The organism is Sphingobacterium sp., from assembly GCF_032065005.1.
Taxonomy (GTDB): domain Bacteria; phylum Bacteroidota; class Bacteroidia; order Sphingobacteriales; family Sphingobacteriaceae; genus Sphingobacterium.
The window spans coordinates 1-17,670 of the sequence record NZ_DAMBMM010000008.1 but is presented as its reverse complement, the minus strand read 5'-3'; the positions used below and the strand labels follow the sequence as shown (position 1 = coordinate 17,670).

The 17,670-nt window shown below is 38.5% G+C and carries 13 protein-coding genes; 2 read left to right on the top strand and 11 right to left on the bottom strand.

Translation table 11 applies throughout. The features are described from left to right. Positions 1-5 precede the first annotated feature (5 nt). From RT138_RS13225 to RT138_RS13205, 5 genes are all read right to left on the bottom strand, one after another. Positions 6-557: a DUF4252 domain-containing protein gene (locus RT138_RS13225; protein ID WP_313191074.1), complete on the bottom strand. Its 552-nt coding sequence runs from the start codon at positions 555-557 to the stop codon at positions 6-8. Between the two features lie 19 nt (positions 558-576). Continuing rightward, positions 577-1,053, bottom strand: a complete 477-nt coding sequence (locus RT138_RS13220; protein ID WP_313191073.1) for a DUF4252 domain-containing protein — start codon at positions 1,051-1,053, stop codon at positions 577-579. Positions 1,054-1,066: 13 nt separating this feature from the next. Further along, on the bottom strand, positions 1,067-1,726 hold the full coding sequence (locus RT138_RS13215; protein ID WP_313191072.1) for a hypothetical protein: 660 nt from the start codon (positions 1,724-1,726) through the stop codon (positions 1,067-1,069). Next, entirely contained in the window at positions 1,704-2,210 is a 507-nt protein-coding gene (locus RT138_RS13210; RefSeq protein WP_313191071.1) for an RNA polymerase sigma factor, read from the bottom strand. Before RT138_RS13210 ends, RT138_RS13215 begins: the two co-directional genes overlap by 23 nt. 152 nt (positions 2,211-2,362) lie before the next feature. Beyond that, a complete protein-coding gene (locus tag RT138_RS13205) occupies positions 2,363-2,857 on the bottom strand; it encodes a DinB family protein (RefSeq protein WP_254530219.1) in 495 nt (164 codons plus the stop codon). Between the two features lie 84 nt (positions 2,858-2,941). Here RT138_RS13205 and RT138_RS13200 point away from each other — a divergent pair, with 84 nt between their 5' ends. Further along, positions 2,942-4,819, top strand: coding sequence for a CocE/NonD family hydrolase (locus tag RT138_RS13200; RefSeq protein ID WP_313191070.1), 1,878 nt, complete (start codon positions 2,942-2,944; stop codon positions 4,817-4,819). 139 nt (positions 4,820-4,958) lie between these two features. Next, a complete protein-coding gene (locus tag RT138_RS13195; protein ID WP_313191069.1) occupies positions 4,959-5,807 on the top strand; it encodes a TraB/GumN family protein in 849 nt (282 codons plus the stop codon). 75 nt (positions 5,808-5,882) lie between these two features. Here RT138_RS13195 and putP read toward each other — a convergent pair whose 3' ends face one another. The 6 genes from putP to RT138_RS13165 form a co-directional block, all read right to left on the bottom strand. Continuing rightward, the gene (gene putP / locus RT138_RS13190; RefSeq protein WP_313191068.1) at positions 5,883-7,379 is read right to left on the bottom strand and encodes a sodium/proline symporter PutP; all 1,497 of its coding nucleotides are present in this window, start codon (positions 7,377-7,379) and stop codon (positions 5,883-5,885) included. 25 nt (positions 7,380-7,404) lie between these two features. Then, entirely contained in the window at positions 7,405-10,278 is a 2,874-nt protein-coding gene (locus RT138_RS13185; protein WP_313191067.1) for a tetratricopeptide repeat protein, read from the bottom strand. Between the two features lie 63 nt (positions 10,279-10,341). Further along, a complete protein-coding gene (locus RT138_RS13180; RefSeq protein ID WP_313191066.1) occupies positions 10,342-11,814 on the bottom strand; it encodes a S10 family serine carboxypeptidase-like protein in 1,473 nt (490 codons plus the stop codon). Between the two features lie 44 nt (positions 11,815-11,858). Beyond that, positions 11,859-13,382: a SusD/RagB family nutrient-binding outer membrane lipoprotein gene (locus tag RT138_RS13175; protein WP_313191065.1), complete on the bottom strand. Its 1,524-nt coding sequence runs from the start codon at positions 13,380-13,382 to the stop codon at positions 11,859-11,861. 12 nt (positions 13,383-13,394) lie between these two features. After that, a complete protein-coding gene (locus RT138_RS13170) occupies positions 13,395-16,622 on the bottom strand; it encodes a SusC/RagA family TonB-linked outer membrane protein (protein WP_313191064.1) in 3,228 nt (1,075 codons plus the stop codon). A gap of 735 nt (positions 16,623-17,357) precedes the next feature. Continuing rightward, a partial coding sequence (locus RT138_RS13165; protein WP_313191063.1) for a hypothetical protein occupies positions 17,358-17,670 on the bottom strand: 313 nt, incomplete at its 5' end.

Below are 17,670 nucleotides of genomic sequence, written 5' to 3'. Positions count from 1 at the left end.
GAAACTTAAGATTGTTCTGAAGGATCTTCTTTCTTTTCCTTTTTATCTTGCTGTGTACTTTCATAATGCTCAATCAATTGATTGAGTTCATTGAGATTGATATCAGACTTCAGATCAACAAATACCTGATCCTCATCGTCAGTGATTCCCAACATCACACTTTTTATCCTATCCCCTTTTGTTTTTGTGTTGATGGAGATTTTTGAGCCGTCACTATATATACTCATCAGCTCCTCGAAATCGTTTTTCACCAGATAACTGTTGAATTTATCATAAAGGTTGGAATTTCTTCCACCACCAGAAACTGCCATCAATTTAATTTTCTTGATCTTCTTCAATGCCAAGGCTAGTGCAGGATCATCTTCACGCAATTCCCTGATCTTTCCACGGATAAATGTTTTCATCAGGATCCCTGGAACATTGATTGATACAATTTCAGCATCAGCTGAGAGTTTAGTGCCTTTTGCGAAATCCATGTTAGCACTCCTTTTGATCATACAGCTCTGCATGCTGAAGAAAATAATAGCGGCACAAATAATTCCAATGTAGCGTTTCATAATGTTAGTGTTATTAAGGTTAGTTATCGTTATTGTTTACAAGGGCATTGAGATCATCGTATTTTAAGGAACCATCAAGAATCATAAAGACAGTTTCTTCATCGGAATTGATACTGAGCAAAAGATTGTTCAGGAAATCACCTTCTACATTTTCAGCCAAGAACCGGATTTTGTCTCCATCAGAATTGATTACCAATAATTCTTCATATTTAAGGTTTCCAATGGCAGAACTAACTTCCTTTTGGATGGCAGAACCTGCGTTTTCAAAAACCAACATCTTGATGGAATTGATCTTGCTCAATAAGGGTTTGATGGTTTCAACGTCGGCATCATTGATTTTCATTTTGTTCAACATCTTGAACATAGGTTTTCCAATCTTGATCGAAGTAACCCCTTTTTGCTCCTTATATTGCTCAAAAATTTGATCTAGCTTAGAGATCTGAGCCTGTGCCATGCTTGCCACAAATAGGCTGATTATTAACATGAACGTTTTCATAGTTTTCATTTTTTTAGATTTCAATTTTTAGATACTTAATGTTTTCAACACCCTCCATCCCCTTCTTTAAATTCGACGCAGCGAAATGCAGGGCTGTCTCAGTCACTTCAAGGGCTTTCTCTTCGTCATAGATCCTGACGCCATTGACCTCCACATACAAATCCTCATCCGGATAAGGGTTTGTTTGCATAGTTTCTGGCGAATGCTCTTTTGACTTCCTTGTAGAGGCTAATTGCACGCTTTTTAAAGGCTCCTTGCTTTCAGCTTGGACACTTGGACCCTTCGACGCAACTAACTCTTCAGGAGTGCTCTTTGGCGACTCCACGTCCAGAGGCTTAGGTCTTTCATTTGATACAGCAACTTTATTGATTGCCCGATTATCCTTTTGATCATTGAATTGACGGATCAAGAAAAATCCCAACAGCAATGAAGCCGCGATGCTAGTCAGCATGATGATCCTTCGGGACAATGGAATAATTTTCTTGTCAGCTGGCATTTCTTTTTCAGCCAGATCCATAAAGCTCTCAAAATCCCAGTCCATCTTTTCTTCAGGTTTTTTGAGCATGGAAAAGAATTCTTCATCTTCCAACTCTTTCAGTCTACGTTCTTGCTCCAAGGAAGATTTTCCTTCCCAGTACTTAGCCCTCAGCTTATCCAATTCTTCTCTTTTCATATTCAAAAACCTTAGTTAAGTTTACTCTTATGCTGTTTCTAGCTCTTGATAAATTCACCCTGACTGCATTTTCTTCAAGTCCTGCCATCTCGGCGATGTCTATGATTTCATATTCTTCAATATCCCTTAAGTACATCACCAATCTTTGCTTTTCCGGCAGTTCATCGATCATTTTCAAGATCAGCTCTTTGGTCATCGCTGGATACTTTTCTTTTTGAACATCTGCGGGCAATTGATTTAGATATTTCGCATGCCTTCCCAGTTTATCAATTTTGTTGTAAGCCATATTCCTGACCATTTGCATGGCAAAAGCTTCAATACTTTTCAACTGTGTCAATTGACCCCTCTGCTCCCACAGTTTCAGCATCACCTCTTGTACCAGATCGTAAGCGTCTTCCTGATGTTCCAGAAACCTATTTGCAAACCGGTAAAGCTTATCCTTCAGGACAAATACCGTATTTTTAAAGGTCTCTTGGTTCATCATTATTATTGCTTATTTATTAACAAGACAGACTACGCTGCCCTTCTATTACATCAAAAAATAAAAAAACTGAAAAATAACCATAAATCACTTATTTTCAGCAACAAAAAATGCCAGAAGAAATTCTCCTGGCATTTAATTCTTTTGAAATTAACCTATTTCTTTTCATCTGCTGAAGGTCCATACAAACCTGGTACAGGAATATCTAACAACCTAAGGTAAACACTTAACTGACCTCTATGATGGATCAAATGATTATTGATGACAAAGCGAAGAGCGCCTAGTTTTGGCATTTCCCCTACCACATAGGTATCCACCCTCATCGTCCATTTGCTAAACCAATCCTCTTCAGGAAATTCATCTAACGTTTTTTCATTCCTTTTATAGCCTTCATCCAATGATTTCTTAAGTTCCTCCACACTGCTTGGGTGAAATGGTTTATAGTCTGTTGCTAGGTTAAAATCGTTCTTCGTCAAAGCATCAGAGACCCAATTATGGAGCTCAACAATATGCCCTGCTAAATTGCCTAATGACATGGATTTTTCATGAGGTTTAAAAGACAAGTCCTCATCTTTCAATCGATCTAAGATCCTTCTTGTGTTATTGGTTTCGCGTTCCAATTCTACCAAAAATCCTTCTTTAATGCTCATATAAATAATGTATTAATGTTAACCTAAGTTATCAAAAAAAGTATAACTTTAACCTTATTAAACTAAATTAAAAAACCTATCCAAATGAAGAAATTATTAATTCTTTGTATCCTTTTCCTCCTATTGGGTATACAAAGCAAAGGTCAGGATGCCAATGCCGATTATGTAAAAACGCATTATGACAAAACCGAACAGTACATCACCATGAGAGATGGTACACGGCTGTTCACATCAATCTACACCCCAAAAGACAAGTCGAAGAAATACCCTATCATGCTGAACCGAACTCCTAATACCGTTGCCCCATATGGCGAAGGGAAATTCAAGGCCAGTTTAGGAAATTTTCCAGAGATGATGAAGAAGGGCTATATCTTCGTTTATCAAGATGTACGTGGTAAATGGATGAGTGAAGGTACTTTTGAAGACATTCGCCCAACTAAAACCAAAGAAAACAAACACACAATTGATGAAAGTACAGATACTTATGACACCATAGATTGGTTGGTCAAGAATTTAAAGGGTAACAATGGTAAAGTTGGGATATATGGTATCTCCTACCCTGGCTTTTATTCTACAGTAAGTTTGGTCGGCAGTCATCCTGCCTTAAAGGCGGTTTCTCCACAAGCTCCAGTTACAGACTGGTTCATCGGAGACGATTTTCATCATGGAGGAGCCCTGTTCTTGGCAGATGCATTCCGTTTCATGTATTCCTTTGATGCTCCAAGGCCAAAACCTATTACCAATGAAAATGGGCCGAAAGGATTCCAATTACCATCAAAGGACCTTTACAAGTTCTTCTTGGACAACCCAACGCTATCTGGATTAAAGAATGAATATTTAAGTCATACCGTTAAGTTCTGGGACAATTTGGCGAAGCACAGCACCCTAGACAGTTTCTGGGTAGCAAGAACTATCACCAATCATCTAAACGACGTTAAACCTGCTGTAATGGTGGTTGGCGGGCTTTACGATGCAGAGGATACCTATGGCGCCTTTGAAACCTATAAACAAATCGAAAAACGCAACAAAAAGAACAATTCTATTTTGGTAATGGGGCCTTGGTTCCATGGCGGATGGGTTCGTGGAGAAGGTGATCATTTTGGTGACATCCGCTTTGGACAAAAAACAAGCTTGGACTACCAAAAGAAATTTGAAGCACCTTTCTTCGAATACTATCTAAAAGGTGAAGGTTCCTTCAATCCTGCGGAAGCCAATATCTTTTTCACAGGAGCCAATGAATGGAAGAATTTTGACCAATGGCCGCCAAAGGATGCTCATACAAATGAACTTTTCCTAAATGCAAACGGAAAGATTTCAAAGGCAGCAGACGATCAAGCTGAATCCTATGTGGAATATGTGAGTGACCCAAACAAACCTGTTCCTTTCCAAGAAGGTCTGATTGAAAACAGAACCAGGGAATATATGATCGCTGATCAACGTTTCGTGGCAAATCGCCCAGATGTAATTGTATTTGAGACTGAAACATTAACATCAGCTATCACTATGGCAGGTCCGGTTGTTGCAGACCTCAATGTATCCATGACGGGTACCGATGCAGACTTTATCGTTAAAATCATCGATGTATATCCGGACACTTCTTCTGCAACTTCTGCAGTAAACGAAAAGGTCGTAATGCCTAATTACCAAATGCTGGTAAGGGGAGAAATCTTACGCGGCAAGTTCCGTAATAGCTTCAGTAATCCAGAGGCATTCAAACCTAATGAAATCACGCCTGTGCGTGTTGTCCTTCCAGATGTAGCCCACACTTTCAAGGCAGGGCACAAAATCATGGTGCAGATCCAACATACCTGGTTCCCATTAGCAGATAGAAATCCGAACCAATTTATGGATATCTACAAGGCTAAGGCTGAAGATTATATCAAGAACACCCATAAGCTATACTTTGACAAAAACCATCCAAGTAAAATCAAATTTGAAACTCTTGGAGATTTCAAGTTGTAAACTGGAAAACAATAGAAAGGGACGAATTAAATTCGTCCCTTTTTTATGTCTTTCCAACGCCATTTACAATTTTTTGCACATTTATTGTAACGAATAATCTTGGTCATATACTTACTATTTGAATTTACACTAATACAATATGAAAAAACTCATTCTTACTGCAATGGCATTTATGATGACTATTGCCTTATTTGCCCAGAACAAAGAGACATTCCTTTGGAAAATTTCCGGAAACGGTTTAAAAAAGGATTCGTATGTCCTAGGAACCATTCACATGGCATGTGGTCCTGATTTCAAAATGGAAGACAAAATAAATGAAGCTGTCAAAACAACCGACCGTATTGCTCTAGAACTTAATGCTAGCAATCCAGAAACTGTAAAATCATTACAGGCTCATATCGGACCAGTACCAGGATTCTTTGACGGCTTGGCTCCAGAAAAGAAACAACTGATCGATAGCGTTCTGACCGCCAAGAATTTATCTCCAGCGATGTTGGATCAGGTAGGCCCAGCGGTCCTTATTTCACTTTTGTCCATGCAGGCATTCGACTGTCAAGACCCTAAGGATATAAAATCCATGGAATTGGAATTATTGAAATTGGAAGGAGCTGCTGGCAAACCAGTTGACGAACTGGAAACAGCAGAGTTTCAGATCAATCTCATGAACGAATTCTTCAAGGCGGAAGACCTTTACACCTATTTGAGGGATTTAGATAAAATGAAGGAACAAACTAAACTATTGGTCACAAAATACTTCAACAATGAAGTTGGACAAGTCGAAGAGTTGTTATTTAAGACCTCTTCAATGAGCCCTGAAAAAGAAGAAATGATGTTGACCAAAAGAAACCAAGAATGGATAAGCAAAATGCCTGAAATGATGAAGAACAACTCAACCTTCTTTGCAGTTGGTGCAGGTCATTTATTAGGCAAAAATGGTGTCATTCAATTATTGAAGGACAAAGGTTATAAAGTGACCCCTGTTCTTTAATCCCACCTGATACCTATAAAAAAGTAAAGCGCTGATCGAATTCGATCAGCGCTTAATAATCAATCTGTTGTTTATCTATGATTTGACGATGCGTTTTACTTCATCGAACTCATCCTGAATTTCCTGACTCACAGGTTTTGATAACAAGGAAACAATGACAATGGTCAAAAAGCTTAAAATAAAGCCAGGGATCATTTCATAAACCTCCTTATAGTTGTGCGGAACATACACCCACAATAAAACTACGGCACCTCCCACTAACATGCCAAGCAATCCTGCCATAGCTGTGGTCCTTTTCCACAACAGGGATAATAATACTATCGGTCCAAAAGCAGCACCGAATCCTGCCCATGCATTCCCTACCAAATTCAAAATACTATCTTTCGGATTAAGGGATAATAACAGAGCAATCACAGCAACGATCAAAACTGAAAGCCTGCTGACCTGCAACATGGTCTTTGCGGATGCTTGCTTATTGAAAAAGGTCCTATAGATATCTTCCGTCATGGAACTTGAAGTCACCAATAATTGAGAAGAAATGGTACTCATAACTGCAGCCAAGATAGCAGACAGCAAGAATCCACCGATCAATGGATGGAACAACACCCTGGAGGTATAGATAAAGATGGTTTCAGCCATTTCTTTTGAGCCATCAAATTTAGTCATGGTAGCCGTATCAAATTTTGCTAAATAGGCAATACCAAATAGACCTACCAACATAGCTCCACCAACGGTAAAGATCATCCAGGTAATCCCGATATTTCTTGCTTTTGGAATGTCCTTAACGCTATCAATAGCCATAAAACGAACCAAGATATGCGGTTGACCAAAATAGCCTAATCCCCAAGCAAGTAAGGAAACGATGGAAATAGTGGTCGTGCCTTTAAACAAATCCAGGTAATCTGAATTTTTAGTATCGATAATGTTAATGGTTTCGCCCAATCCACCGATCTGGGTAACCATCACGATAGGCAATATCACAAGGGCCGTAACCATAATGGTACCTTGCACGAAGTCAGTTAAGCTCACTGCTAAGAAACCGCCCAAAAAGGTATATAGAACCACGACAAAGGTCGTTACATACAAACCAGTATAATAATCCATATTAAAGGCCGATTCAAATAAACGCCCTCCTGAAACCATTCCTGCAGAAGTATAAAGTGTAAAGAACACTAGAATAAAGACAGAAGATGCGATTTTCAGCAATTGGGTCTTATCATGAAACCTATTTTCAAAAAAGACCGGTATGGTAATGGAATTCTTGGCAACCTCCGTATATACCCTTAACCTTGGTGCTACTAAAACATAATTTAGAAATGCACCGGTTGTCAATCCAATGGCTATCCAAGAACTGGACAAACCAGCGGCATACATGGCGCCAGGCAAGCCCATCAATAACCATCCACTCATATCCGCAGCACCGGCAGACAATGCTGTTACTGCAGCACCCATTTTACGGCCTCCAATTAAAAACTCTTCTGAGTTACTCGTTGATTTCTTCCAGGAATAAAGCCCTATCAGAACCATTAGTAGCATATAAAGGCCAATGGAAATTAATTCGTATGTATTCATGTAATAATTTTAATTTGTAAAGATGCTATAAAATTGCTGGAATTTCCATTCCTTTTAAACGATTAGTTAAAATATTATCTGCCTTAGCATTAGATTTCCCTATTTCCTTCAACATTTTGATGCCATCAACCTCGTAAGGATAAATTCCAAGTGCTTCGTCCAGAAGGCTTAATGCCTCGTCCGTTTTGTTTTCTTTTAAATTGATCAATGCCTGGCTAACTAAATCGGATGCTTTATAAAACAAAGTGTTATTCGGTTTTAATTTCTGATGAAATGCTTTAGCGTCCTCCAATCTATTGTTATCAGCTAATAACCTGACCAACCTTTGGTTATATAAAGGCTCCAATCTAATCGGGTCACCACCTCGGACCATCAATTTGTCCAAGAATTCATTCAATTCCTTAGTTTTTCCCTGTTTGGCATAAACTTCAGCAAAAAGCAATTCAAACTCTGGTCTGTTCACTTGAGAAGCTTGCAAGGTACGATAGATCTGTTGTAGGTTTTTCAAGGCTTCATCATACTTTCCATTTGCAGTCAAAGCCTCAATATGTTGCGTACGGATCAAATAATTTTGTGGTTTCTGGGCCGCCAAATGTGATAGAACAGCAATTTCCTCCTCATATCCCAGCAATGATTTCTGCCAGGCTTTGAACGTCTTGGAATCATCTTTTCTATCTCTTAAATAGGTGGATATTTCCGAACCATTTTTCACATATTCATCCGCTACGTCCATAGCTTGCTTCAACATTCCGCGTTGGAAATAGAAATTCCTCAAGATTCCGGAGTTTTTAGCTTTCTCCATATAATCAACCTCGATATCATACGCCTTTTTGAGCAAGGCCGCCTGAGCAGGTAAATTATTAGGTTGAGTGGCCATAAGGATATTTCCCTCTACCGAATAAATAGGAGCATAGTTGGCATCGATCGCCTTGGCCGCTTTCAATCGATTGGAAGCTTCATCATATTTACCTTCCGACAACAGGTAATCTGCATAATCAACAAAAGCTGGTAAATATTGCTGATCATATTGCAGAGCCGTATCCAAGTAAGTATAAGCCTCCTTCAGGTCATTCTTGGCAGAATTTCTTGCTAAATTCACATAAACTTCTGACCAATTTGATGCCATGGCCTGTTTATCACCTGCCAAATACGCTTTCTCCTTGCTGATCATATCATCCAAAAAAGCATACATCTTGGGATCCTTGGTTTTCAGGTCATTCAAGGTATTCATCGATTTAAAATCCAATGGATGAACTTTTACCTTTTCAAAATAGGCTGGATAGGTCTGAGCTAAATATTCAGATTCATTGTTCTGTGAATAGTAGTCAAGAGTAAGGCCATTTTCCATGGCATTATAATAAAGCTCACGGATCTTTCTGTTCTGTTTATCCGTCAATACCTGTCCATGGAAAAGATGTACATATTCATGTAGGATTACATTTCTTTCCTGAAAGGCACCACGTTCTACATATTCTATGGCCGCTGCTCCGGAGCCTACCCCACGGATATCCATCCACTGACGGTTGTCAAAGGTTGAATTAAACCTGAAATAAGGCGCTTTCATTGCTAAGGCCAAGTCGATGTGCAACGGAGGCACAACAAATACACGATGCTGTTTTACCAGAAATGGAAAATATACCGTAGAGGTATATAATTGATTCCAAGCCATACCTTTCGCAACATGACCAGGGTAATAGGCGAGATCAGGAAATACTTCCAAGAAATCGTCCATATTGCTAATCTTAGGATTCTTTATTGCAGCACTTATACTTGGATAAGTATTCAGGTAAGGAATTCTCTTTGATTTGATTACAGCTGCCAATCCATTGTGTGCTGGTCCATAATGATGCTTTTCTTTTAATATAGTTAAGAAAATCTGCTCCGCTTTATCTAACCTCTCTTCTCGATCAGTAGCATCAAAATCACCATATAGCAGGGATGCTTTGTGCATCTCCGGCAATACAGAATTTGGATGCGCTTTTTCTATTTGATCTACCTTTTCAAGCGCTGCTTCAATTTCATTAGCAGTAAACAATTCATCGGCAGTTTCCAGCTCTTGTCTGATTGTTTTTTCATTTTCATCCACGTAATCGGCATAGGTCAAATTGGTATGACCATTTCCCAGATGCCAATGTGACTGAAAATGCAATGGATTTAGAGCTAATGCAATTTCCCATTGGGCAACCATATCTCCTAATTGAGTGGCATCAATTCTCCTCCATATCGCATATCCATAATAAAATCTGGCATCAGCGTTCAGCGGATTTAACTTGAGGCCCTTAACCAAAACCTCTTCCGCGTCCTTTGGTTTTTGATCCCAGAAGAAAACGTCAGCTTTCAAAAAATACCCAGCCGCAAGGTTAGGCATTTTTTCAATGAGGCTATTGGCTAAAGCTAAAGCTTCAGGGTACTTTTTCTGCAGCATCAAAGCTCTTCCCAAAACAAGGTTTGTTTCGATGTCATTAGGATGCTTTTGCAATAGCGCTTTACTCATTTGCTCTGCAGTTTCCAGTTCCCAAGCTTCAATTTTTAGAATGGCAAAGGCACGCTTTACTTTCAAGTCGGCCTGATCCTTTTTACTTAACTTTAGAAGATCCTGTTCTGCAGCCTTGAAATCATTATTAAGCCAATGGTATTTAAATTTTAAAACAGCGGCTTCTTGCGCATTGATATTTTTTCCAACTATTAATTCTTGATTCACCAAGTTCCATTCTCCAAGATCCAAGAGCTGATTTAAGGTAGCATATTTAGTTTTAGAACTTGAATGGAGTTCCTTAATGTACCTCGATTTCTCTTGGTCGAGGAAGGTCCTGACCGCTTTCGTGTCATTGATGTAGTCTTGGGCATGTACAGAATTTATACTGACAAATAGAATAAGAATTAAACGTTTTAATAGCATAGTATGTGTGAAATAAATAGAAGCCAGCCCGAAGGGAAAGGCTGGCTCCGTTTAAAAAAAACACTAGTATTTAGCTGGTTGATCAGCTGCTGGTAAAGATTTTTTAATGAATTGACGAATATCATCGTTCGCTTTGATTAGATCTTCTTTACGTAAGTACATCATGTGACCACTTCTGTATCCAATCCAGCTCATTCTTGATTTTAATTTACCGGAAGGATCCATTTGCCACATATTATATTTAGCATTGAAATAATCACAAGCAGCATCATAGTAACCTGACTGCACCATTAAATGCAAGTAAGGGTTAGCTGCCATCGCTTGTCTAAGGTTATAACCTGTATTGTCATTGCTTCTATCCCAAGGATGAACAGGACCGAACATATTATATTTTACATCTGCTTTATAGTTCAGCTCATTGGTATAATAATAATTAATGGCCGGAGTAAATGAATGTAACCATGATGTAATTTCCGAATTATAATCTGGGCGTTCCCCACCATCACGGAAGTCAATTCCAATATATCTGGAATCCAAGCGACCTACAGTTTTTCCTTGATCACGTAATAACTCCTTCCAATATAATGCAGTTGGAATATCCAAATTATTCTGTGTAATTACAGTTTCAGACAATCCAGAATATTTGGAATACTGCTTGATAATTTCGGATTTTTCTGCTGCACTAATGCTAGATCCTTTCGCTATCGCTGGTAAAAGCTTTTCAATAGTGAACTTCTCTACCTCTGGAAGAAACTCTTCTAAATCTCTGTTTTGCAACTCCGGAGCTAGTTTTTTATGATACCAAGCTGTAGCAGAGTAATAAGGTAAAAAGTTAGCTTTTTCAACAGCACCTTCTCTCTTAATACCTAATTCAGTTGGGGATACCAAAATAACTCCATTTAGGTACATCCATTGCGCGTTTTGTAATTCCAAAGCTAAACCAGAAACACGGGTGGTACCGTAACTTTCGCCAATTAAATATTTAGGAGATGCCCAACGGTTGTTTCTAGTTACAAAGGTATTGATCCACTCCGCTAGATATTTGATATCGGCATTGGTTCCAAAGAAAAGAGAACGATCAGCTTTTTCATCTAAAATACGGGAATAACCGGTATTGATCGGATCAATATACACGATATCGGCCACATCTAAGATTGAATAAGGGTTTTCCTTAACCCCATAAGGTTGTAAAGGATATCCTTCATCATCAATATTTAAAATTCTTGGACCGGTGTATGCTAAGTGCATCCAAACTGAACCTGAACCAGGACCACCGTTGAAAGAAATTACCAAAGGTCTTTTTGCGCGGTTACTGATATCATCACGGGTGTAATAGGTGAAGTGTACAGTTGCTAAAACATTGCCTTTTTGATCCCAAACGGGTTGTGTTCCGGTCTTTGCTGTATAGCCAAATTTCTGTCCATTTGCAGTAACACTGTGTTTTGTAACAATTGTGCTATCTGCTAATGGCATTCGTTGAGCCTGCACAGCAATCGCCATAATTAGTGCTGATAAAATTAAAATGTATCTTTTCATTGTGTTTATATTGTTGATAATTGATTACAATCGAAATTTATAAATTATTGTCTTGTATCCCAAAATACTCTTTCCAGCATACTTGATTTCTGCTTGATATTTGGGTTATTGTTTGCTTCAGATTGAGCGTACAATAATGACCTCGGAACTTCATCATAAATCGCTATTGGTTTTTTCAAAGGTGTCAATGCAGGGTATCCAGTTCTTCTATAATCTGCCCATGGCTCTCCTACTACTCCAAAATTGGCAATGTACTTTTCTGTAATAATCTGTTCCAATTTTTGCTCGTTGGTTCCTGCTAAAGTTCCCTTACTTGCCATATAGGAAGCTAAGCTTGCCGCTGGTAATTTACTGTCGTCAAATGATGCTTTGATCCCTGCGGCATAGAAGGTTTGCGCCTGTGCTGCTGCTCCGTTCATCAATGCTGCCTCAGCACGGATAAAATTATACTCGGCAAAGGTCAACAGTCGAGCTGGGGCTTCACCACCATATGCTATAGCTCCCGTTTGCAATGCACCTTTGGAATCTACCATGCTAGAATTAAAGGAGGTCACATTTCCATATAAATACTCATGTAATCTGGAATACTCACTGGAAATATTCGCATCCATAACACTGGAACCTTTATAGGTTTTTGGATTTGAAAAATAGGGGAATGGTGTAAAATACTTCTCTCTTCGCGGATCTTGATTGCTGTTCATCAGATCAACGATATAGCGATTAGGCAAGAACTGATTCCTGAACTGACCCGATTCGATACTGTATATCGGATTCTGACGTTGGGGAGAATTTAAGAAGTTCATAATGAAACCATCCTCATTGCTAGCAAAGAATTTTGCACCTGAATTGATCAGCTCATTCATCTTGGTTTTGGAGAAGTTAGGATCTTTGGCTGAATAATGCAGGTAAATTCTCAATTTTAAGGTGTTTCCAAATTTCTCCCATTTTTCCTTAGATGCTGCCCAGCTGTTTGAAGCGTAAATGGAAGTAAACGAATTTGGAGAAAGAACAGATGTCCCGGCATTGATATCTGCAATTCCTTCATCGATTAAACGGATCAAATCTTTATAGATCAATTCATCATCGTCTACCTCTGGTTTTAAGTTCTCTTCAAACATTGAAGCATTAAAATAAGGAACATCTCCCCAGGCATCTACTGTTACTTGATAAACATAAGCTTTCAAAAGTTTGGCTACGCCCGCATAATGTGGACTTCCCTCTTCGGTAGCCTGTTTGATCAAAACAGATATATCACTTAATGTCGTTCCGAAAATGGTCACCCATTCTCCATTGATATCTGAATCGTTAATATTATATCTTTCAGACTCCTTAAAGGCCACGTGGCCTTGAACTGGTCCTTGACCACTAAATTGTTGTACAAATAAATTTCCAACGCGCATTACATCACTAGCTCCAAAGAAACCGACATTTACGGTAACTGAAGGCAGCAGTTGATTAATCCCAACTTTTGTTACGTTATTAGGGTCTTCATTTACATCTAAAAATGAACTACATGAGCTTACTCCTAATAATGTTGCGACTGTTAATAAACTAAATATCTTTTTCATGTTGTTTCAATTTTACAAGCTAAACCTTACACTTCCACCAATCGTTCTAGGTGTAGGACTGAATCCAAACTCCAATCCCCTCGCATTACTGATACCTAACAAGTTTTGTTCTGGATCTAGGTGTGGGAAATTAGGAGCATAGGTAAACAAGTTCCGACCATAAACCGAAATATTTACTCCTTTAATAAAGTTCTGTCCTTCCAACCATTTTGTTGGCAACTTATAGGAAAGATTAGCCTCTCTCAGTTTTACAAAGGTTGCATCCAATACATACCCTTCCCAGGCTACATATTTACCTTGTAAGCTATAGTATTGTTGAGCAGAAACGTGAGTGGTATTTGGTGAACCGTCTTCTAATACGCCTTCGAATAGATATGGCTTATTAATATTTCCCGAACCATCAATACGTTCAAATTCCGCTGTTTCTTCCGCTACACCTTGGATTCTCAAGTCTCCAATGGTCCTCGACATCACATCGCCCTTATATTTGAAATCAACCAAGAAAGATAAGGTCAAGTCTTTGTAGTTAAAGTCATTTGTCCAACCTAAATTAAATTTAGGGTTAGGATTTCCTACTTTTTGAACATTGGTTGTTGGCTTAGGCAATCCATTGGCATTAATGATCATTCTACCTTGGTCATCTCTTTGGTAGCCATTCGACCAGATCTGTCCATATTCCTGTCCTGCTACCAATCTAATATTTGGCGAGGTAAAACCACCAATGGAGATATTGCTTACTCCCGGTGCCAATTCCTCAACAATGGATTTGAATTTTGTAAAGTTTAGTCCTGACCTCCAAGTGAAGTTCTCTTTTTGAACAGGAACTAAGTTTAACATCAATTCTATACCTTTGGTTGATAAACTACCTGCATTGGTCACCATCGAGGTAAAACCAGAAGAAGATGGTGCTGGTACTGCAAATATTAAGTTACGGGTATCCCTTTGGTAAACTGACCCTTCAAAACCTATTCTTCCATTTAACAAAGTAAGGTCTAATCCCAATTCATACTCCCTCGTAAATTCTGGTCTCAATTCTTTATTTCCTGCACTATTATTCAACGTATAACCAGCTAAGCCATTAAATGGAAAACTTACCAAGGTAGAAACGAAACCATCAGAAGCACTTGACCTTCCGAAATAAGTGTTTGTTTCGTATGGATCGGTTCCTTTACCTACTTCACCTACATTCGCACGCACTTTGGCCATGGTCAAAACATTTGATTTTAAGTCTGGAAAGGCCTCTGTCAAAACTAAACTCACAGCTGCTGCTGGATAAAAAATGGAACGATTCCCTTTTGATAAGGTAGATGAAAAGTCATTCCTTGCCTTTACGTTCAAGGATAAATAGGATTTATAATCCATCACTACATCGGCGAAAACCCCCACCTGCCTGTTTTGACTTATACTTCCTGAAGTATTATAGGTCAAGAAGTTACTTTGGTTATCAAAATCTGGCAATACAATACCTAAACCAGTAGACTGTAAAGTATTTCTATTGTTTGCAATTATTTCATTACCCACAGTTGCAATCAAATTCCAGTTTTCAAACACCTTCTTATTAGCCGTTAGGGTAAAATAAGAGTTGATATTTTTCATGGAAACACTACGATCTTGCACACCACCGGCTCCAGCCGAGCTGGTATTACCATTACTACGGATTCCCTTATTATCAAAACCTTTAGATACCATACTGAAAACATCGGCACCCACTTTTAAATCGGCTGTTAACCATTCAAGAAAATCATATTTCAGATTAATGTTACCATAGAAACGGTTAACCTCATTGTTATTTCTAACATTTTCGATTGACCAGTATGGATGATCCTCCGGCGCAAACCATAATTGATTTCCTTCCGCATTTTTAAATGGTAAATTGGTCAAATCATAGCTTCTAGGTGTATAAACACCTCTCCAAAGCGGATTGGCACCTTGGTTACCAGCCTGAGTACGGTCTGAAACGTTGTTTACATATGAAAATGATGTGCCCACTTTAAATTTCTCAGTGATGTCCGTTGAGGCATTTACAGAAATATTATTTCTGGTTAACTTATTACTAGGTATTAGACCTGTTTCAATGGTATATCCATAGGATACACGATAGTCATATTTCTCTCCAGAACCCGTAAAACTTAAATCGTTTACAGAACTTACCGAATTTTGTAAGATATCATTGATATTATCGGGATAGGCTTGCAGATTTTCCTTTTCGCCAAACCAGTTGATTACCTCTTGTCCAGCTATTTTTGGTCCCCAAGAACCCGTTACGGAGTTATTATAAATTCCGTTACTACCTTGTGCATATTCATTTTGAAAGGCTGGCATTCTGGAAACAATCCCAACACCTGTGTTGGTACCAACAGAAATTTGATTCTTAACTCCTTTCTTAGCCTTCTTGGTAGTAATCAAGATTACTCCGGAAGCAGCTCTTGAACCATAAAGTACCGTAGCAGCAGCACCTTTAAGGACACTCATAGATTCGATATCCTGAGGATTGATATCAGAAATACGGCTGGAATTGATAACACCGGAGTTTCCTGAGTTACCACCACCAGAATTATCCAAAGGAATACCATCTACCACATATAAGGGTTGGTTACTTCCAGTGAAAGTAGAGAAACCTCTAATTGTAATATTAGAACCAGCAAATCCACCACCTGACCCACTTACCTGTACACCTGACAATCTACCGGCTAAGGCATTGGTTACATCTGGAGTAGGAGCTTTGGAAAGCTCATCAGCTTTGACTTCTGCTACCCCATATCCCAATGTCTTACGGTCACGTTTAATACCAAATGAGGTAACCACAACCTCTTCGATATTGGTGGATGAATTTTCCGTCAAAACAATCTTCATCTGTGAAGCTGTGTTGATTGGCACTTCCTTCGTTTCATAACTCATATGACTGATGACCAAGATCCCTTTTGCTTTCCCCGTTTGAAAAGAGAATTTACCTTGCTCATCAGACTTTGCACCTTCATTGGTGCCTTTAACCAAAATAGAAGCATTTGGTACTGGAGCCCCTTGCTCATCCACTAACTGTCCCCTTACGGTAACTTGTTGCAGCAGTTCAAAAGAATAATCCAGATTCGATTCTATTTTATCTGTTTTCCAAAGATAGTGAGGCGTGGCCTCAGCTTGCGCCATGAATAAAATTGAACTTGAACAAAGTACAAGTTTTAAGAATTTCATAGGCTTTAGGTAATTTATGTTTGGAACGTCATTAGGTTTATTCCATCTCATAATTTAAGTTTTTATATAAATTGTTATTAGTAAATTATTGTTTTAATTATTATGCAACTAAAGTCAGCTAAGGTGGCAATGATTTGTTTTCCATAAACATCATAAAATAGGTTAATTCAAAAAAAGCTTAATATTATTTAATAGGTCTCCACACCTATCTGATTAATTAAAATTAAATGTCGGCAAAGTGAAATTTTGGCTTATCGGCTAATTATTGAATCCAAGATATAAAAAAAAATAATCCATAAAATAGCCGACATAAAGATATTTTGGAAGTTGAATAGATAAGTAAACGAATGGACAAAATAGGTTTATATACAAAATTAAATTACGTCACAAACTTGCTATAATCTATCAAAAACGTAGATTTATTATCCATATCCAGTAAAAGCGAGTGGATATATGGCCAAAACCATACATTTATTGAAATATGTTAAGTATTGGACAATCCATGAAAATTAATATTATATAACTAATATTAACCATGGGATTTAATAATTTCTAAAAAGAATACAGTATAATTTTTTTAGATTCATTTTCCTAATAGAATAATAAAAATGTAACGGATAGAGGGAAGGTTTTTGGAAGGAAAGATAGGTTTGAACCAGGATGGAATGGATGAGAGGATGGACCAAGAACTGGAAATGAACCAGGACAGAATGGATTAGAGGATATTCCAGGATTATAATGGATAATATGGCGCCTGAACTGCCCAGATACCGTATTGGCGTATCGCTATAGGCTCAATTCTGGCCTTGACCATGATGAAAAGGATTTGAGGGATGGTTTTGAACCAGGATCGAAAGGATGCGAGGATGGGCCAAGAACTGGAAATGAACCAGGATAGAATGGATTAGAGGATATTCCATGATCATAATCGGTAATATGGCGCCTGAACTGACCAGATACAGGATTGGCGTATTGCTTTACGCTTGTTTCTGGCCTTGACAATGATGAAAAAGGATTAGAGGGATGGTTTTGAACAAGGATGGGAAGGATGAGAGGATGGACCAAGAACTGGACCTGAACCATGATGGAAAGAATTAGA

Bases quoted from the DNA above. Each gene is read 5' to 3' on its own strand.
- RT138_RS13220 (WP_313191073.1), bottom strand. From the start codon at position 1,053: ATGAAAACGTTCATGTTAATAATCAGCCTATTTGTGGCAAGCATGGCA.
- RT138_RS13170 (WP_313191064.1), bottom strand. From the start codon at position 16,622: ATGAGATGGAATAAACCTAATGACGTTCCAAACATAAATTACCTAAAG.
- RT138_RS13185 (WP_313191067.1), bottom strand. From the start codon at position 10,278: ATGCTATTAAAACGTTTAATTCTTATTCTATTTGTCAGTATAAATTCT.
- RT138_RS13215 (WP_313191072.1), bottom strand. From the start codon at position 1,726: ATGAAAAGAGAAGAATTGGATAAGCTGAGGGCTAAGTACTGGGAAGGA.
- RT138_RS13205 (WP_254530219.1), bottom strand. From the start codon at position 2,857: ATGAGCATTAAAGAAGGATTTTTGGTAGAATTGGAACGCGAAACCAAT.
- RT138_RS13200 (WP_313191070.1), top strand. From the start codon at position 2,942: ATGAAGAAATTATTAATTCTTTGTATCCTTTTCCTCCTATTGGGTATA.
- RT138_RS13210 (WP_313191071.1), bottom strand. From the start codon at position 2,210: ATGATGAACCAAGAGACCTTTAAAAATACGGTATTTGTCCTGAAGGAT.
- RT138_RS13180 (WP_313191066.1), bottom strand. From the start codon at position 11,814: ATGAAAAGATACATTTTAATTTTATCAGCACTAATTATGGCGATTGCT.
- RT138_RS13195 (WP_313191069.1), top strand. From the start codon at position 4,959: ATGAAAAAACTCATTCTTACTGCAATGGCATTTATGATGACTATTGCC.
- RT138_RS13175 (WP_313191065.1), bottom strand. From the start codon at position 13,382: ATGAAAAAGATATTTAGTTTATTAACAGTCGCAACATTATTAGGAGTA.
- RT138_RS13225 (WP_313191074.1), bottom strand. From the start codon at position 557: ATGAAACGCTACATTGGAATTATTTGTGCCGCTATTATTTTCTTCAGC.
- putP (WP_313191068.1), bottom strand. From the start codon at position 7,379: ATGAATACATACGAATTAATTTCCATTGGCCTTTATATGCTACTAATG.